This is a genomic window from Micromonospora sp. LOL_025 (assembly GCF_048060285.1).
GTDB lineage: Bacteria > Actinomycetota > Actinomycetes > Mycobacteriales > Micromonosporaceae > Micromonospora.
This window is the reverse complement of record NZ_JBHMIR010000051.1, coordinates 10,196-29,888: the sequence shown is the minus strand read 5'-3', so window position 1 is coordinate 29,888 and position 19,693 is coordinate 10,196. Positions and strand designations below refer to the sequence as shown.

General features: G+C 76.4%; 5 protein-coding genes. 1 reads left to right on the top strand and 4 read right to left on the bottom strand.

The features are described from left to right. On the bottom strand, positions 1-896 hold an 896-nt coding region (locus ACFHW0_RS30585; RefSeq protein ID WP_416613103.1), incomplete at its 3' end, for a beta-ketoacyl synthase N-terminal-like domain-containing protein. 284 nt (positions 897-1,180) lie between these two features. On the opposite strand from ACFHW0_RS30585, the gene ACFHW0_RS30580 reads away from it, so the two are divergent. Next, positions 1,181-1,942: a thioesterase II family protein gene (locus ACFHW0_RS30580; RefSeq protein WP_416613102.1), complete on the top strand. Its 762-nt coding sequence runs from the start codon at positions 1,181-1,183 to the stop codon at positions 1,940-1,942. Between the two features lie 70 nt (positions 1,943-2,012). Here the strand turns inward: ACFHW0_RS30580 and ACFHW0_RS30575 are convergent, their stop codons facing one another. The 3 genes from ACFHW0_RS30575 to ACFHW0_RS30565 all read right to left on the bottom strand — a co-directional run bounded on the left by ACFHW0_RS30575 (position 2,013) and on the right by ACFHW0_RS30565 (position 19,508). After that, on the bottom strand, positions 2,013-2,900 hold the full coding sequence (locus tag ACFHW0_RS30575; protein WP_416613101.1) for a class I SAM-dependent methyltransferase: 888 nt from the start codon (positions 2,898-2,900) through the stop codon (positions 2,013-2,015). Between the two features lie 29 nt (positions 2,901-2,929). Further along, positions 2,930-4,507: a bifunctional 3-(3-hydroxy-phenyl)propionate/3-hydroxycinnamic acid hydroxylase gene (locus tag ACFHW0_RS30570; RefSeq protein ID WP_416613100.1), complete on the bottom strand. Its 1,578-nt coding sequence runs from the start codon at positions 4,505-4,507 to the stop codon at positions 2,930-2,932. Positions 4,508-4,586: 79 nt separating this feature from the next. Next, entirely contained in the window at positions 4,587-19,508 is a 14,922-nt protein-coding gene (locus tag ACFHW0_RS30565) for an SDR family NAD(P)-dependent oxidoreductase (RefSeq protein ID WP_416613099.1), read from the bottom strand. Between the last annotated feature and the right edge of the window lie 185 nt (positions 19,509-19,693).

Genomic DNA, 19,693 nt, shown 5'->3' with positions numbered 1-19,693 from the left:
GAACCCCGCACCACCGCCAGGACCCGACGCCCGTCGCGCCGCGCGTCCGACAACCGCTGCACCACCAGCACGCCCACGCCCTCGGACCAGCCGGTGCCGTCCGCGGCATCCGAGAACGACTTGCAGCGGCCGTCGGCGGACAGGCCGCCCTGGATCGAGAACTCGGCGAACGTGGCCGGTGAGGCCATGACGGTGACGCCGCCGGCCAGGGCGAGGTCGCACTCGCCCGACCGCAACGCCTGCACCGCCAGGTGCAACGCCACCAACGACGACGAACACGCCGTGTCCACCGTCACCGCCGGCCCCTCGAAACCGAACGAGTACGCCACCCGACCCGAGGCGATGCTGCCCGCGTTGCCGAGACCCAGGTAGTCCTCCACGCCCGCCGGCGGGGTCTCCGGCGGGTGGGCGTATCCGCTGTGGGTCATGCCGGCGAAGACCCCGACACGGGCGCCCTTCAGGCTGGTCGGGTCGATGCCCGCCGACTCGACGGCCTCCCACGACGTCTCCAGCAGCAGCCGCTGCTGCGGGTCCATCGCGAGGGCCTCCCGAGGCGAGACCCCGAACAGCCGGGGGTCGAACTCGGCGGCGTCGGGCACGAATCCGCCCTCGCGGACCGAGGAGGTGCCCGGCCGGGACCGCTCGGGGTCGTAGAGCGTGTCCAGGTCCCAGCCGCGGTCGGTGGGGAAGGAGGCGATGGCGTCGCCGCCGGCCGCGACGAGGTCCCACAGCTCCTCGGCCGTCCGTACCCCGCCCGGGAACCGGCAGCCGGTGCCGACGATCGCGATCGGCTGCTGCGCCTCGGCCTCGACGTCCCGGAGCCGTTGCCGGGTCCGCCGCAGGTCGGCGGTGACTCTCTTCAGGTACTCCCGCAGCTTGTCTTCGGTGTCCATCAACCCAGCCCATCGCGATTCACGGCGGAGACTCGACGTAAGCGACGGTACGAATGCGCAGAAGTCTCAGGCGACACCTGTATCTGTCGTTCGGCTCGCTCGGCCGAGAGCCACGCAGATCCCCATCTGCGGGGAGAAGCTATTGGGTGTGCGTGAGCGCGGACAACCCCTAACCAGGCAACGGGCCAGCTAGGGGTGTCCGGTCCCCACCCGTCGCACTAGCGTCGCCTCGACCGGGTCTGTGTCGATCCGGTCGGGAACCGCAGCCGCCGGAAGGACCGCCAAGGATGACCACGCCAGATACCGACAACGGCTTGTGGGTGCGACGCTTCCACCCGGCTCCGGGTGGCGCCAGGCGGTTGGTGTGCCTGCCCCACGCCGGCGGGTCGGCCAGCTTCTACTTCCCCGTCTCCCGCAGCCTCTCCCCCGCCGTCGAGGTGCTCTCGATCCAGTACCCGGGCCGGCAGGACCGGCGCCACGAAAAGTGCATCGGTGACATCCACCAGCTCGCGCGGGAGGTCCACACCGTGCTGCGGCCGTGGCTGGACGAGCCGGTGGCCATCTTCGGGCACAGCATGGGGGCCAGCGTCGGTTTCGAACTCGCCCGGCTGATCGAGCAGGACGGCGGTACGGCGGCGCACCTGTTCGCGTCCGGACGCCGGGCGCCGTCCCAGGCGCGGCACGAGACGGTGCACCTGCTCGACGACGAGGGCCTGCTGGCCGACGTCCGGAAGCTGAGCGGCACCAACTCCGCCGTCCTCGGGGACCCGGAGATGCTGCGGGCCGCGCTGCCAGCGATCCGCAGCGACTACCGGGCCGCCGAGACCTACACCTACCGACCGGGTCCGCCGCTGAGCTGCCCGATCACCGTCTTCACCGGCGACGACGACCCGAAGACGACGGTCGAGGAGGCCCGGGCCTGGTCGACCCACACCAGCGGGCCGTTCGACCTCAAGGTCTACCCGGGCGGGCACTTCTTCCTGGCCGAGCACCAGCCGGCGGTCCTGCGGGCCATCTCGACGGCCCTGACCGGGGCGCCGGCCGTCTGATCTCCACCGGCCGAGGGGCCCGTCCACCGGTGTCACGACCGGTCGGCGGGCCCCTCGTCGGTGCGGGGCGTCACCTCTTGTGGCCGACCGCGATCACGTAGTCGAGCTGCGCCATCTCGCGCTTCATGAGGTCCTGGTTCTTCCAGTGCGCGGCCATGCTCTTGCGCACGGCGGGCTTCACGACGGCGCGGAACTCGGGGTCGTCGGTCCGGCCCGCCATGTACGCCCGCCAGCCCTCCCAGGTGCGGTCCTTGATGGAGTGCACCTCCGGGTTGGCGAAACCGGCCTCGACCAGCTCCTGCCGGTACGTGTCCCGGTCGTGCCAGTTCTCCTTCGGGATGCTGAACTTGACGAAGCTCAGCGGGCCGGACTGGATGGCCGCCCGCACGACGTCCCCGCTGACCGGGATGATGTCAGCCGTGGCCAGCACGCCACCCGGGCGGAGCACCCGCAACGCCTCGGCGAAGAACGCGCTGCGCGGGTAGAAGTGGAAGGCCGACTCCAGGGCGACGACCCGGTCGAAGGTGTTGTCCTCGAAGGGCAGTTCGGTGGCGCTGCCCAGCCGGAAGTCGGTCCGGTCCGCGAGCCCCTCCTCCTGCGCCCGACGCTGCGCCGCCTCGACGTGGTGCGGGGTGATGTTCAGGCCGTACACCTTGGCGACCTGGCGCTCGCGCAGCCACTTGAAGTCCTGGTCGGCGTAGCCGAAGCCCACGTCGAGCACGGTGTCGTCGGGCTTGAGCCCGGCGGCGTCGGCCAGCTTGTCGGCCAGCGCCTCGGCGGCCGTGTCGAGGTCGGTGACCCCGTCGGACCAGTAGCCCACGTTCATGTAGTGGGTACGGCGGGCCGCGAACTCCACGTCGGGCGACTGGATCTCGTAGAAGCGCCGGACCCGGGTGATGGGGTCGGCGGTGAAGACCGTGCGGATCGCCCGGCCGGCGATCTTCAGGTTCTCGAACATGTGGGTTCCTTCCGGTGGATGGATGCCGATCAGCCGCGCCGGACCTGCTGGCGCAGGTCCTCGACGAGCGCGGGCACACCGGCCGGGTCGGCGGCCGTGCCGAAGACGTAGAAGTCGGGCCGGACGAGCACCGCCACCGCGTCGTACCGCTTGAGGTGGGGCAGGTACACGTCGTCGAGGTCGAAGACGGTCGGCGCGGCGCCGGGCCCGGGGGCGGGTGCGCCGGCGGGGAGGACCCGGACGACCCGGGCGTCGAGCGAGTCCAGGAAGGCCCGGGCCTCCGCGTCGAGCAGGTCGTCGGGGTCCTCGGCGCAGACCAGGACGAAGCCGGTGCCGACGACCTCGTCGAAGAGCCCGGCGCGACCGTCGACCTCGACGCGCCCCTGCGGCATCGGCACGCCCGCGCCGGCGGCGGGGGCGTCGGCCGTACGGCCGTGCAGGACCCCGCCGGCCAGGGGTTCCAGCAGGGAACGGGTGCGCGGCCGGGAGGTGCGCCGGCGCAGTTCGGCGAGCATGACGGCGTCCCGGCCGGCCGCGGCGGTGCGGTCGGTCTCGCAGATCACCGTGCCCGAGTCCATCGACATCCGGATGGCGTGCTGCACGTGCGCGCAGCGCTCCTCCTGGTAGGTGTCCAGCAGCGCCGCGTCGGCCAGGCCGCGGTGCACCAGGTCGAGCTTCCAGGCGAGGTTGAGGGCGTCCCGGAAACCGGAGCTCATGCCCTGACCCATGAACGGCGGCATCACGTGCGCCGCGTCGCCGGCGATCAGGATCCGGCCGGAGCGCCATCGGTCGGCCGAGCACGCCTGGGTGGTGTAGACGCCGTACCGCTCCAGGGTCGCGTTGTCGGGCGTGATGTCGAAGAGGCCGAGCAGCCGCCACACGCTCTCGACGGTCTCGAACTCCTCCCGGCTCTCCCCCGGCACCCGCATGAACTCCCAGCGCCGGTGCCCCGGGCCGGCCGACACGGCCGTGCGGGGGCGCGCCGGGTCGCAGACCTGGAGGTTGTTCGGCTTGAACTCGCGGGCCTCGTGCGGCACCACGTCGCAGACCAGCCAGTCGTACGTGAAGCCGAGGTCGGTGACGTCGCTGCCCAGGTGCTCCCGGACGAAGCTGTTGGCCCCGTCGCAGCCGACGACCCAGCGGGCCGCGCGGACCTCCTCGCCCTCCGGCCCGGCGATGGTGACCTCGACCCGGTCGTCGTGCTCCACCAGGCCGGTCACCTGGTACGGGCGCAACACCGTCACGCCCGGCAGCTCCGCTCCCCGCTCGGCGAGCAGCGCCTCCAGCCCGGGCTGGTAGAAGGAGACCGAGTCGGGCCAGCCCATCGGGCCGTCGCCGGTCACCTTGACGTGCAGCAGGGTCCGGCCGAAGCCGTTCTTGAAGGTGTACTCGCCCGACGACTCCACCACCGGGCCGAGCCGGTCGGCGACGCCGGCGGCGGCCAGGATGCGGCTCGCCTCCCCGTCGTACGAGACCGCGCGGGGGAAGTTGTACGGGGTGGCCCAGCGCTCGACCGCCGTGACGGTGAGCCCTCGCTGCGCCAGCAGGATCGTGAGCATCTCACCGACGGGGCCGTAGCCCACGATCAGGACGTCGGTCATCAGCATCGGTATCGGTTCCTCGGGGGTCGGTCGGACACGGTGTCGGAGGGGACGGCTCGCGCCGTGCGTGGCGGCCGGAGGGCCATCAGAGACCGAGTTCGGAGTCGATGAGGTCGAAGAGGTCGTCGTCGCTGGCCAGTTCGAGGTCGAGGTCGGGATCGCCGCCCGAGCCGGCGCGCATCGTCCGCCACTTGGCGATGAGCACCTCCAACCGGGACCCGATCTGGGCGTGCAGCTCCGCCTCGACGCTGGCCTCGGTCAGCGACCGTTCCAGGTTCTCCAGGTCCACGAGGACCGGCGGGTCCGCCGGGCCGGTGTCCGGCGCCAGCTGCGACACCAGGAACGTCGCCAGCTCGTTCGGGTCCGGGTAGTCGAAGATCAGCGTGGCCGGCAGGCGCAGGCCGGTCGCCGTGGTCAGCCGGTTGCGCAGCTCGACGGCGGTCAACGAGTCGAAGCCGATCTGGCTGAACGCCCGGCCGGGGGCGACGGCCGCCCGGCTGCCGTGCCCGAGCACGCTCGCCGCCTGCTCGCGTACCAGGTCGACCACCAGGCCGTGGCGGTCGGGCCCGGCCAGCGTCGCCAGTTCGTCGGCGAGGGTGCGCCCGCCGCCGGTCGGGGCGCTCGACCGGGCGCTCGGCCGTTCCCGTCGCATCAGCCCGCGCAGCAGGGCCGGGGGCCGCTCGACCCGTTCGCCGAGCGCGGCGACGTCGATCCTGGTCGGCACCAGCACCGGCTCGGCCAGCCGCAGGCCCGCGTCGAACAGGGCCATCCCGAGGTCGGACGGGATCGCGAGCTGCCCGTCCCGGGCGGTGATCCGGGGGTCGGACCGGTCCAGCTTGGCGGTCATCTCGCTGGCCTGCTCCCACAGTCCCCAGGCGAACGACCGGCCCGGCAGGCCCTCGGCCCGGCGCGCGAGGGCGAGCGCGTCGAGGAACGCGTTGGCCGCCGCGTAGTTCGCCTGACCGGGTACGCCGAAGACGCCCGCGCCGGAGGAGAACAGCACGAACCCGGCCAGGTCGAGGTGGCGGGTGAGCTCGTGCAGGTGCCACGCGGCGTCGAGCTTCGGCGCGAACACCGTGTCGACGCGCTGCGGGGTGAGGGCGGTGACGATCCCGTCGTCGAGCACCCCGGCGAGGTGCACGACCGCGGTCAACGGGTGCCGTGCCGGTACCGCGTCCAGGACCCGGGCCAGGCTGTCCCGGTCGGCCACGTCGGCCGCCACCACCGTGGCCTCGGCGCCCAGGGCGCGCAGCTCGGCGACCGTCTCGGCCGCGCCGGGTGCCGACTCGCCGCGGCGGCTGACCAGCAGCAGCCGCCGTACGCCGTGCGTCTCGACCAGTCGCCGGGCTACCAGCCCGCCCAGGGTCCCGGTCCCGCCGGTCAGCAGCACGGTGCCGTCGGGGTCCCACGCCCGGGGCATGGTGAGCACCACCTTGCCGACGTGCCGGGCCTGGCTGACGTGCCGGAACGCCTCCGGCGCCTGGCGGACGTCCCACACCTGGGTGGACAGCGGGGTGAGCGCTCCCCGTTCGAAGAGCCCCAGCAGCACGACGAGCATGCGCTGCACCTCGTCGGGGTCCTCCAGGGTCAGGTCGAAGGCGGTGTAGGCCACCCCGGGGTGGTCGGCGGCGACCCGGGCGGCGTCGCGGATGTCCGTCTTGCCCATCTCGACGAACCGCCCGCCGCGCGGCAGCAGCCGCAGCGAGGCGTCGACGAACTCGCGGGCCAGCGAGTCCAGCACCACGTCGACGCCCCGTCCGCCGGTGGCCTCGGCGAACCGGGTCTCGAAGTCGAGGGTCCGGGACGAGGCGAGGCGGTCCCCGTCGATGCCCATCGCCCGCAGGGCGTCCCACTTGGCGGGGCTGGCGGTGGCGTACACCTCGGCGCCGAGGTGCCGGGCGAGCTGCACGGCGGCCATGCCGACGCCGCCGGCCGCCGCGTGCACCAGCACCGACTCGCCCCGGCTGAGCCCGGCCAGGTTGACCAGGCCGTGGTACGCGGTCAGGAAGACCACCGGCACGGAGGCGGCCTCGACGTACGACCAGCCGGCCGGCATCGGGGCCAGCAGCCGGCGGTCGGTGACCGCGACGGGCCCGAAGCAGCCCACGAACACGCCGAACACCCGGTCGCCGGGCCGCAGATCGGTCACCTCGGCGCCCACCTCGACGACCTCGCCGGCGCCCTCGCCGCCGAGCGGTCCCGCGTCGCCGGGGTAGAGGCCGAGCGCGTTGAGCACGTCGCGGAAGTTCAGGCCGGCGGCGCGGACGCGTACCCGCACGTCGCGGGGGCCGAGAACGGCGTCGGCGGCGTCGGTCGGGCTCAGGGTGAGGTTCTCCAGGCTCCCCCGCACCGGCGCGTCCAGGCGCCACGCGGCGGCGGGCGGTGCGGCGAGTTCGCCCGCCGACCCGGCCCGCGCCAGCCGTGGCACGTACGCGGTGCCGCCCCGCAGCGCCGCCTGCGGCTCGGCCGCCGCCAGCAGGGCGGCGACCTGGTCGGGGCCGATCCCGTCGCGGTCGACGTCGACGATGACGACCTGGTCCGGGTTCTCCGACTGGGCGGAGCGGACCAGCCCCCACGCCGTCGCGGCGGCCGGGTCGGTCACCTCGCCGGCGTGGTGCACGGCCACCGCGCCCCGGGTCACCAGCAGCAGCCGCGACGCCGCCCAGCGGGGCTCGGTGAGCCAGCGCCGGACCAGGTCGAGGGCGCGGACGGCGGCGTGGCGCGCCGCGCGGGGGGTGGGCTGTGCGGGTTCCGCGTCGAGCGGCACGAGCACGGCCCCGGGCAGGGCCAGTCCCGCGTCGACGGCGTCGGCGAGCCCGTCCAGCCCGGGGTGCAGCGGGAACCCGTCCAGGCCGGGGGCGACGGCCACGGCGTCGACGGGGGCGGCCGCGTCGACCGGCGGCAGGGGCGTCCAGTCGAGCCGGAACAGGGCGTCGCGGGTGGCGCGGTCGTCGGTGACGGCCAGTTCCGCGGCGGAGATGGGCCGCATGGTCAGGGCGGTCACCTCGGCGACCGGGGCGCCGGTCGGGTCGGCGGCGGTCAGCGCGATGGCGTACGGCCCGACCTGGGTGAGCCGTACCCGCAGGGCGGTCGCGCCGGTGGCGTGCAGGGTGACGCCGTTCCAGGCGAACGGCAGCAGCAGCCGGCCGGCGCCGGCCTCGGCGAGACCGCCGAAGTGCGCGGCGTGCAGGGCGGCGTCGAGCAGGGCCGGGTGCAGGCCGTACCGGTCGGCGTCGACCCGCTGGGCCGCCGGCAGCTCCACCTCGGCGTAGACCTCGTCGCCGCTGGTCCACACCGCGCGCAGCCCCTGGAACGCCGGCCCGTACGTGTAGCCGTCGGCGGCCAGGCCGGCGTAGAAGCCGGTCAGGTCGACGGGGCGGGCGTCGCGCGGCGGCCACGTGGTGGGCTGCGGCGACGCGGCGGGCTGGTCGGCGCAGAGGGTGGCGCTGGCGTGCCGGGTCCACGGGCCGGCGGCCGGGCCGTCGGCGGGCCGGGAGTGCACGGTCACCGGGCGGCGTCCGTCGTCGACGCCCGCGCCGACCGTCACCTGCACCTGGGTCGCGCCGTCCGCGGGCAGGGTCAGCGGGGCCTCGATGACCAGTTCGTCGAGGAGCGGCAGGCCGATCTCGTCGCCGGCGCGGAGGCAGAGTTCCACCAGGCCGGTGCCGGGCACCAGCACGCTGTCGGTGACCCGGTGGTCGGCCAGCCACGGCTGCGCGTCGGTCGACAGCCGCCCGGTGAACAGGTGGCCCCTCGCCTCGGCCAGCGCGACCGACGCCCCGAGCAGCGGATGCCCGGCGGCGTCCAGGCCGGCGGCGCCGACGTCGCCGGGGCCGGAGACGGGCCGGGGCCAGTAGCGGCGGTGGGCGAACGCGTACGTGGGCAGGTCGACCCGCCGGCCGCCGGCCAGCGCGGGCCGCCAGTCCACCGCGACCCCGCACACGTGCAACTGGGCCAGGGAGAGCAGGAACCGTGCCCGGTCGCCCTGGTCGCGTTGCACCGAGCCGACCACCACGCTCTCGCCGTCGTGGCCGGCGAGGGTCTCCTCGATGCCCACGGTGAGCACCGGGTGCGGGCTGCACTCGACGTACGTGTCGTGGCCCTGGGCGGCCAGCGAGCGGATCGCCTGTTCCAGCTCGACCGGCTGCCGCAGGTTGCGGTACCAGTAGTCCGGCCCCATCTCCTCGCCGTCGAGCCAGCGCAGGTCGGTGGTGGAGAAGAGCGGCACGGCCGCCGGGCCGGGGGCGATGCCCGCCAGCACCTCGGCCAACTCGTCGCGGATGCCCTCCACCTGGGCGGAGTGCGAGGCGTAGTCGACGGCGATCCGCCGGACCCGGGCCTGCCCGCCGGCCAGTTCGGCGAGGAGTTCCTCCACCGCCGCCGGCTCGCCGGACACCACGACGGCGGCCGGGCCGTTCACGGCGGCGACCGAGATCCGGTCGCCGAACCGGGCGATCCGGTCGCGGACCGTGTCGGCGGGGAGCGCGACGGAGGCCATCGCCCCGTGCCCGGCCAGGGCCCGCAGCGCCCGGCTGCGCAGCGCCACCACCCGGGCGGCGTCGGGCAGGGAGAGCACCCCGGCGACGCAGGCGGCGGCGATCTCGCCCTGCGAGTGGCCGACCACGGCGGCCGGCTGCACGCCGTGGGAGCGCCACAGCTCGGCCAGCGACACCATCATCGCGAACAGGGCGGGCTGCACCACGTCGACCTCGTCGAGGCCGGGCGCGCCGGGCGCCTGGCGCAGCACGTCCAGCAGCGACCAGTCCAGGTACGGCCGCAGCGCCGCGTCGCAGGCCGCCATCCGCTCCGCGAACACGGGGGCCTGGTCGAGCAGGTCCAGCCCCATGCCGAGCCACTGGGAGCCCTGCCCGGGGAAGACGAAGACGCACCGGCCGACGGGCCGGGCCTCGCCCCGCGTCACCGCCGGGTCGGGCCGGCCCTCGGCGAGGGCGTCGAGGGCGGCAGCGACCCGGTCCGGCGACGCGCCGACCAGCACCGCCCGGGAGTCGAAGGTGCTCCGGCTGGTGGCCAGCGACCAGGCCACGTCGAGGGGCCGCTGGTCGGGCCGCCCGGCGAGGTGCTCCCGCAGCCGGCGGGCCTGACCGACGAGCGCCTCCGGGGTACGCGCGGAGAGCAGCCACGGCAGCGCGTACGCCTCCGGCGGCGTGGCTCCGGCGTCGGCGTCCGGGGTCGGCGTCGCTTCGGCGACCGCCTCGACGATGACGTGGGCGTTGGTGCCGCTGATGCCGAACGACGAGACACCGGCCCGCGCCGGCCGGTCCGCCACGGGCCACGGGCGGGCCTCGGTGAGCAGTTCCAGCGATCCCGAGTCCCAGTCGACGCGCGAGCTGCGGCGCTCGGCGTGCAGGGTGCGGGGCAGCCGGCCGTGCCGCATGGCGAGGACCATCTTGAGCACGCCTGCCACGCCGGCCGCGGCCTGGGTGTGGCCGAGGTTGGACTTGACCGAGCCGAGCAGCACCGGCGGGGCGTCGGCCGGGCGCTGCCCGTAGGTGGCGAGGATCGCCTCCGCCTCGATGGGGTCGCCGAGCGACGTGCCGGTGCCGTGCGCCTCCACCACGTCCACCTCGGCGGCGCTCAGCCCGGCGGCGCCCAGCGCGGCGCGGATGACCCGTTCCTGCGACGGCCCGTTCGGGGCGGTGAGCCCGTTGGAGGCGCCGTCCTGGTTGACCGCCGAGCCGCGGACCACGGCGAGGACCGGGTGGCCCCGGCGGCGGGCGTCGGAGAGGCGCTCCACCACCAGCATCCCGACGCCCTCGGACATGCCGAAGCCGTCGGCGTCCTCGGCGAACGCCTTGCACCGCCCGTCGGCGGCGAGACCGCGCTGACGGCTGAAGCCGGTCAGCCCGGCGGGGGTGGACATCACCGACACGCCGCCGGCCAGGGCCAGGTCGCAGTCGCCCTGACGCAGCGCCTGGACCGCCAGGTGCAGCGCCACGAGGGACGCCGAGCAGGCGGTGTCGACGGTAACCGCCGGCCCCTCCAGCCCGAGCGCGTACGCGACGCGGCCGGAGAGGACGCTGCCGGCCGTACCGGTGAGCAGGTGTCCCTCGTCGGCGGTGACCTCGCCGTCGTCGGAGACGACGCCGGGGGCGACCTGGTCGCCGTAGTCCTGCCCGTGGGTGCCGGCGAAGACGCCGGTGCGGCTGCCCCGCAGCGTGACCGGGTCGATGCCGCCGCGTTCCAGCGCCTCCCAGGAGGTCTCCAGCAGCAGCCGGTGCTGCGGGTCCATGGCGAGGGCCTCGCGGGGGCTGATGCCGAAGAACGCGGCGTCGAAGTCGGCGATCCCGGTGAGGAACCCGCCGGCCCGCACGTACGTCCGGCCGGGCGTGCCGGGCACCGGGTCGTAGAGGTCGGCCAGCGGCCAGCCGCGGTCGTCGGGCAGGTCGCCGATGACGTCGGCGCCCGCGTCGAGCAGCCGCCACAGCTCCTCCGGGGAGCCGACGCCGCCGGGGAACCGGCAGGCCATCGCGACGATGGCGACCGGCTCGTCCAGGGCGACGGTGCTCGCGTCGGTGACCTCGGTGGCGGCGGTGCCGAGCAGCCGGGCGTGCAGGTGCGCGGCGAGCAGTTCGGGGGTGGGGTGGTTGAACACGGCGTGCGGGGCGAGCCGGACGCCGGTGACGGCGGTGAGCCGGTTGCTCAGCTCCACGGCCATCAGCGAGTCGAAGCCGAGTTCCTTGAACGGGCGGCGCGGCTCGACGTCGTCGGAGCCGGTGTGCCCGACCACGGTGGCGCACCGGGTGCGTACGAGGTCCAGCAGCAGGGCGGCGCGGTCGGGTTCGGCCAACTCGGCCAGCCGGTCGGCGAAGCCCTTGGCGGAGGCGGGCGCGGCGTCGGCGTTGACGGCCCGGCGGGGCGGCGGGGGCAGCAGCGCCCGCAGCAGGGCGGGCACCTCGCCGGAGGTCCGCACGGCGGCCAGGTCGAGCCCGATCGGCACCAGCGTCGGCCGGTCGACGTGCAGGGCGGCGTCGAACAGCGCCAGCCCGGCGGCGGTGTCGAGGGGGCGGGTGCCGCCCCGGGCGAGCCGGGCCAGGTCCGCCGGGGTGAGCCGGCCGGCCATCCCGTCCTGCGCGGCCCACAGCCCCCAGGCGAGGGCGGCCGCCGGGAGCCCCCGGGCGCGGCGGTGTGCGGCGAGCGCGTCGAGGAACGCGTTGCCGGCCGCGTAGTTGCCCTGGCCGGGGCTGCCGAAGGTGGCGGCCGCCGAGGAGAAGAGCACGAACGCGGCCAGGTCGAGGCCGGCGGTGAGCTCGTGCAGGTGCCACGCACCGTGCACCTTGGACCGCAGGGCCCGCCCCCAGCGGGCCGGGTCGAGGTCGGTGAGCAGGGCGTCGTCGGTGGCCCCGGCGGCGTGCACGACGGCGACCAGCCGGTCGGCCAGCGGGGCGACGATCTCGGCGAGCGCCGCCCGGTCGGCGACGTCGGCCGCGACCACCCGGACGGTGACGCCGGCGTCGGTCAGCGCGGTCGTCCAGTCGCCGGCCCGGCCGGTGCGGCTGACCAGGACCAGCTCGGCGACGCCGTGCACGGTGGCGAGGTGGGTGGCGACCTGCCGGCCGATCCCGCCGGTGCCGCCGGTCACCAGCACGGTGCCGCCGGCCAGTGCCGCAAGCGGCGTACCGGCCGGGGGCTGGTCGACCGGGCGGAGCCGGGGCAGCAGGACACGGCCGTCGCGGACGGCGACCTCGGGCTCGTCCCCGGCGACGGCCAGCGCCGCCCGGACGGTCGCGTCGTCGGTGGCGTCGAGGTTGAGCAGCAGGAACCGGTCGGGCTGCTCGGCCTGGGCGACCCGGACCAGCCCGGCCACCGGCGCGTGCACCGGGTCGCCGTCGCGCACGGCGAGGGCCAGGCGGGTGGTCTCCGCGCGGGGGTCGACCAGCCAGCTCTGGAGCACGCCGAGCACGGCGAGGCCGACGGCGTGCGCCCGGTCGGGCACCGACCGGCCCGGCTCGCCGTCGCCGACCCGCAGCACCAGCAGCGGCGGCAGCGGTCCGTCCGGGAGCGTGCCGTCGGCGAGCGTCCAGGAGGGCGCGGGCGTCGCCGGGAACGCCGCGGGCAACCAGTCGACGGCGTACAGCCCGGCGGGCGCGGACGCGGGGGCCGGCGCGTCCGCGGGCGGCAGGTCCAGGGTCCGCAGCACCACCCGGTCCACGTCGAGCACGGGCACGCCCGCGTCGTCGACGGCACTCAGCGTGACCGCGTCCGCCCCGGCGGGGGCCAGGCTGACGCGCAGCGCGTGCGCCCCGGTGGCGTGGCGGCGCACCCCCGCCCACTCGGTGGGCAGCAGCCGGGCGGTGGGCGCGGCGTCGACGCCGGCGCCGGGCGCGAAGTCGGCGAGCGGCAGCAGGCGCAGGGCCGCCTCCAGCACCAGCGGGTGCACGCCGTACCGCTCGGCGTCCGGGTCCCGGGCGTCCTCGGGCAGGCGTACGTCGACGAAGAGCCGGTCGGCGGCGACCCACGCGGCCCGGGCCAGCTCCCCGACCAGCGCGCGGTGCTGCGGGGCGGTCAGGTCCACCGGCCGGGCCCCGGTGGGCGGCCAGGTCGGGGCGAGGGCGCCCCGTCCGCTCTCCGGGTCGACCGGGCCGAGCACGGCCTCGGCGACCTCCCGCCAGGGCTGCCCGTCGCCGGCCCGGACGTGGCAGTGCGCGACCCGGCGCCGGTGCTCGTTCGGCGCGGAGACGCCGACCTGCACCTCGAGGGTCGGCTCGGCGGGCAACGGCACCGGCTCGGGGACGCGCAGCCGCTCCACCGTCGGGGTGCCGAGCTGTTCGCCGAGGTGGGTGAGCATGTCCAGCAGGGCGGCGGCGGGCAGCAGGGCGGCGGTGTCGTCACCGGGGGCGGCCAGCCACGGCTGGGTGGCCACGGAGACCTGCCCGGTGCAGACCACCTGTCCGGTGCCGGCGACCGGCAGCACGCCGCCGAGCAGGGGGTGCCCGGCGTCGGTCAGCCCGACGCCGACCGGGCCGCCGGCCACGGCCGAGGCGGGCAGCCAGTAGTGCCGGCGCTGGAAGGCGTACGTGGGCAGGTCGACGCGGCGGTGCGGCCCGGGACCGGCGAGGGCGGCACGGTCCACGGCGACGCCCCGGACGTGCAGCCGCGCCACGGCGGCGAGCAGCGCCTCGGCCTCGCCGGCGGTGCCCCGGACGGCGGGAACGAAGGCCAGCTCGTCGGCCTCGGCGAGGAGGCAGTCCTGGGCCATCGCGGTGAGCACGCCGGCCGCACCGATCTCCAGGAAGGTGGTGACGCCCTGCCCGTGCAGGGCCCGTACGCCGTCGTGGAAGCGGACGGTGTCCCGGACGTGCGCGACCCAGTAGTCGGGCGAGCAGAGCCGGGCCGGGTCGACGGGGTGACCGGTCAGGTTGGACACCACCGGCAGGTGCGGGGTGCGGTACGTGAGGCCGGCCGCCACGGCGCGGAACTCGTCGAGCATCGGCTCCATGCGCGGCGAGTGGAACGCGTGCGACACCCGCAGCCGGTTGGTACGGCGCCCGGCGGCGCGCAGGGTGGCCGCGACGGCCAGCACCGCGTCGGTGTCGCCGGAGACGACGACGCTGGTGGGGCCGTTGACGGCGGCGAGGCCCACCCGGTCGGTCAGGTGCGCGGCGACCTCGGCCTCGTCGGCCTCGACGGCGACCATCGCTCCCCCGGCGGGCAGCTGCTGCATGAGCCGGGCCCGGGCGGCGACGAGCGCCGCCGCGTCGGCGAGGGCGAACACCCCGGCCACGTGCGCCGCGGCCAGTTCGCCGACGGAGTGGCCGAGCACCGCGTCGGGGCGTACCCCCCAGGATTCCAGGAGGCGGTACAGCGCCACCTCGAAGGCGAACAGCCCCGGCTGGGTGTAGAGGGTCTGGTCGAGCAGGTCGGCCAGTTCGCCGCCCTCGGCGGCGAAGACGACGTCCGCGACGGGGTGCGGGGCGTGGCCGGCGAGGCAGCGGTCGAGTTCGGCGCAGGCGGCGTCGAAGGCGTCGGCGAAGACCGGATACGCGGCGTGCAGCTCGCGGCCCATGCCGGCGCGCTGGCCGCCCTGCCCGCCGAAGAGCAGGCCGAGCTGGCCGTCGACGACCCGGCCGGTCAGCACCGTCGGCCCGTCCGGGTCCGGCTCCCCCCGGGTCAGCGCGGTCAGGGCCGTCCGGGCGGTGGCCGGGTCGCCGGCCAGCACCACGGCCCGGTGTTCGAGTGCGGCGCGGGTGGTGGCGAGCGCGTGCCCGACGTCGGCCGGGTCGGCGTCCACCCCGGGCCCGTCGAGCCAGGTCAGCAGGCGGGCCGCCTGGTCGCGCAGCGCCTCGCCGGTGGCCGCCGCGAGCAGCCACGGCACGGGCGGCCGCCGGCTGCCGGAGACCGCCCCGGACGACGGCTGCCGGTCCGCGACTCCGGACGACGACTGCCGGTCCGCGACTCCGGGCGACGACTGCCGGTTTACGGCCCCGGACGACGGCGGGTCGGCGGGGGGCGCCTCGACGATGACGTGCGCGTTGGTGCCGCTGATGCCGAACGACGAGACGCCGGCCCGGCGGGGGCGTCGCACCTCGGGCCACGGGCGGGCCTCGGTGAGCACCTCGACGGCGCCGGCGGACCAGTCCACCTCCGACGTCGGGGCGTCCACGTGCAGGGTGCGGGGCAGCTTTCCGTGCCGCATCGCGAGCACCATCTTGATCACCCCGGCGGCCCCGGCGGCGGCCTGGGTGTGGCCGAGGTTGGACTTCAGCGAGCCCAGTCGCAGCGGTTCGGCGTCGCCGCGGCCCGCCCCGTACGTGGCGAGCAGCGCCTGCGCCTCGATCGGGTCGCCCAGCCGGGTGCCGGTGCCGTGCGCCTCGACGACGTCCACGTCGGCCGTGGAGAGCCTGGCGGCGTCCAGCGCCCGGCGGATGACCCGCTCCTGGGCCGGCCCGTTGGGGGCGGTGAGCCCGTTGGACGCGCCGTCGGAGTTGACGGCGGAGCCACGCAGCACGGCGAGGACGGGGTGCCCACGCCGGCGGGCGTCGGAGAGCCGTTCCAGCAGCAGCACGGCGACGCCCTCGGACCAGCCGGTGCCGTCGGCGCCCTCGCCGAACGCCTTGCACCGGCCGTCCGGAGCGAGCCCACGCTGCCGGCTGAACTCCACGAACGCCTGCGGGGTGCCCATCACCGCCACGCCACCGGCCACGGCGAGGGAGCAGTCGCCCGCGCGCAGCGCCTGGGCGGCCAGGTGCAGCGCGACCAGCGACGACGAGCACGCCGTGTCGACGGTGACCGCCGGTCCCTCCAGCCCCAGCGCGTAGGCGACGCGACCGGAGACGACGCTGCCGGCGGTGCCGACGCCGAGGTAGCCCTCGGTGCCGGGCGGCGCCTGGCGCAGGTTCGCGGCGTAGTCGTGGTGCATGACGCCGGTGAAGACCCCGGTGGCGCTGCCGCGCAGCGAGGTGGGGTCGATGCCGGCCCGCTCGAACAGCTCCCAGGACGTCTCCAGCAGCAGCCGCTGCTGCGGGTCCATGGCCAGCGCCTCGCGCGGGCTGATCGCGAACAGGGTCGCGTCGAAGTCCGCCGCGTCGGTCAGGAAGCCGCCCACCCGCACGTACGAGGTGCCGGGACGGTCGGCGTCGTCGGAGAACAGGTGCGCCAGGTCCCAGCCCCGGTCGGTGGGGAACTCCGTGAGCCCTTCGCGGCCCTCGTCGACCAGGTCCCACAGCTGCTCGGGGGAGGCGACACCGCCGGGGAGCCGGCAGGCCATGGCGACGACGACCACCGGGTCGTCCACGGTGGACGGCGCGGACGGCCGGTTCGCCGCGGGGCCCGGCTGCCCGGTGCCGCCGCGCAGCCGGGCGGCGAGGTGCCGGGCGAGCGCGTCCGGGCTGGGCCGGTCGAACGCGGCCGTGGCGGAGAGCCGTACCCCGGTGGCCCGGGCCAGCCGGTCGCGCAGGGCGACCGCGCTGACCGAGGTGAAGCCGAGTTCCTTGAAGGCCCGGCCGGGGCGCACCGCGGCCGGCCCGGACAGGCCGGCCACCTCGGCCGTGGCGGCGCGGACCAGGTCCAGCAGGAGCCGGTCCCCCTCGGCGGTGCTCAGCCCGGCCAGCCGGCGGCGCAACTCGGCGGCGTCCCGGTCGTCGGTGGCGTCGCGAGCCGCCGTGACGGGCGTACGCCAGGCGGGGTGCGCGGCGTCGGCGTGGCCCGCCGGACGGGCGAGCAGGACCAGGTCGTCGCCGTCGTGGGCCACGTCGAACGCGGCGAGGTCGGCGCGTACGGCAGCCCGCGTGTCGCCGCTGCCCTCCCCCGGGCGGGCGGTCGCGGGCGACGGCTCCCGGTCGGCGCGCGCGGTCGTGCCGACGACCCGGGCCGGGAGACCGGCGGCCCGGCGGCGGGCGGCCAGGGCGTGCAGGGCGCCGACGGCCGAGGCGGCCCGCTCCTGGCCGGCGGCGCCCAGCAGCAGGGCGGACGGGGCGAGGACGGTGAACGCGGCGGCCGGGTGCCGGGTCGCGGCGTCCAGCGTCCCGGCGAGGCCGAGCAGCCGGGCCACGGCCCCGTCGTCGGTCAGGTCGTCGTCGGACGGGCAGAGGAAGACCGCGCCGGGCGGCTCGTCACCCGCCCGGTCGGCGGGCAGCGCGGCGGCGTCGGCGCCGGCGGCGACGAGTTCGGCGACCAGGTCCGCGAGGGCGGCCCCGGGCGTGGCGTCGGCGTGGAGCAGCCGCGGCCGGCGGACGCGGTGCGCGGCGACGAGGTGTCGGGCCAGCGCCGCGCCGGTCGCCCCGGCGGCGCCGGCGATCAGGACCGGGCGGTCCGGGTCGGCAACTGTCACCGGCCGCGCCGGCACGGCCGCGGGGGCGGGCACGAGGACCGCGTGCAGGGCGGCGCCCGCCCGCAGCGCGACCTGCGCGGCGCCCGCGTCCACCACGGCGGGGAGCAGGGCTGTCGAACGGTCTCCGGCGTCGCGGTCGACCAGCACGATCCGTTCCGGGTACGCGGCCTGCAGGCTGCGCCCGAGGGCCTGGACCGCGCCGGCAGCCGGATCGGGCTCGGACCACCCGGCGGCCACGCCGGACGCGGTGGCGGCGCTCCCGAGGGCCGTGTCACCGGGCGCGTCGCTCGCGGCGGCAGCGCCGGCCGGGGCGGTCAGCAGCACCAGCCGGGTGCCGGCGAACCGGTCGTCGTCGAGCCAGCCGCGCAGCCGGTCGGCGAGGTCCGCCGCGACGGCGTCGGCCGGCTCGACCAGCAGCACCGTCACGTCGGGCACGTCCGGGGCGTCGCGTAGGGCGGCCAGGTCACGGTGGGGCCGGAACCGGTCCCCCGGCGACGCCGCGCGCAGCGGTTCCACCAGCGCCTCGCTCCCGTGACCGACGAGCGCCCAGTGGCGGGCCGGGGCGGCGGCGGCCTGCGCGGCCGTCGGGACGGGCGCCTCGACCGGCGGTACGGCGGCCAGGTCGAGCGGCCGCCAGGCGAGCAGGCTCAGCGCCTCGTGGTGGCTGCCGTTGACCGCCCGCAGCCGCGCCGGCCGGTCGAGCAGGAGCCGGCGGGTGACCTTGCCGGAGGCGGTGCGGGGCACCTGCCCGATCTCGTACAGCTCCTCCGGGACCTTGTGGTAGGAGAGCTTCTCCCGGCAGGCCGCGTACCCGGCCCGGGGGTCGAAGCCCTCCGGCCCGGGCACCACGAACGCCACCGGCACCTCGCCGAGCACGTCGTGCGGCCGGCCGGTCACCGCCACGTCGGCGACGCCGGGCACCCCGCGCAGGGCCTCCTCCACCTCGGCCGGGTGGATCTTCTCGCCACCCCGGATGATCAGTTCCTGGTGCCGCCCGGTGACGAAGATGTTGCCGTCGGCGTCGCGGCGGGCCAGGTCACCGGTGCGGTACCAGCCGTCGCGCAGGGCCGCGGCGGTGACCTCCGGCAGGCCGTGGTAGCCGAGCATGACGCTCGGCCCGCTGACCCAGACCTCGCCCTCCGCGCCGGTCGGCACGTCCAGGCCGGTCTGCGGGCTGACCAGGCGTACCTCGACGCCGGGCACCGCGCGCCCGCAGGAACCCTCGACCCGGGGCTGGTCCGGCCGGGTGACGGCGATCGAGCCGCAGGTCTCCGTGCTGCCGTACGCGTCGAGCAGCGGCGCGTCGAAGACCTCGTCGAACGCCCGGCGCAGCGCGCCGGTGGTGATCGCCCCGCCGACCAGGCAGACCCGCAGGGCCGGGGCGCGGAATCCGCTCTCCCGGGCGGCGGTGACCAGGTGGTGGTACATGGCCGGCACCCCGGCCAGCATGGTCGCCTCGTCCTCGTCGACCGCGCGCAGCACGTCGTCGGCGGAGAAGCCGTCGATGAGCCGGGCCGTGGCGCCGACGGCGGTCACGCTGAGCACGCACCCGATGTGGGAGAGGCTGTGGAACAGCGGCAGCGGCCAGACCACCCGGTCGGCGTCGGTGAGCCCGGGGATCGGCACGTAGCAGGCGGCGACGGACCAGAGGCAGGTGCGCTGGGTGGAGAGGACGCCCTTGGGCCGGCCGGTGGTGCCGGAGGTGTAGAGCATCCAGGCGACCTCGTCGAGGCCCAGGTCGTCGCGGGCGTGCACACCCGGCTCGGTGTCGACCAGGTCCCGCCACGCGGTGACGCCGGCGGGCACCGGGCCGTCCCCGGTGACCACGACCCGCAGGGCCGGCCGGTCGGCGCGCAGCCGCAGCAGTTGGTCGAGGTGCCGCGGATCGGTGACCACCAGCACCGCGCCGGAGTCGTCCAGCAGGTGGGCCAGTTCCGCGTCGGTGCTGTGCGGGTTCACCGGTACGCCGACCGCGGCCGCCCGCGTCACGGCCAGCCAGGTCTCCACCGTCTCCACCCGGTTGCCGAGGCAGAACGCCACCCGGTCGCCCCGCCCGACCCCCGACGCCGCCAGGTGACCGGCCAGCCGACGGGTCCGCGCCGCCAGGTCCGCGTATCCGACCGCCCGTCGGTCGTCGCGGAACGCGACCTTGTTCCCCAACCTGGCGGCGTGCGCCTCGATCAGATCGGACAACGGCTGGATCAGGTCGCTCCGAAGCATGTCACCACATCCGTCCGTCGGCGAGACTTCTCATCCGCGGCGTAGACCCCGCTCGCCGTAGCGGCCCAAGTCTTCCGAGCACCCTGCCGGTGTCCTACCCCTGTCACCCCCTAAGTCGTCCCCAGATCGGACCGCTGATCCGGTGGTGGGACGGGCCGCAGGTCGATGATGGGGCGACCCCCGCA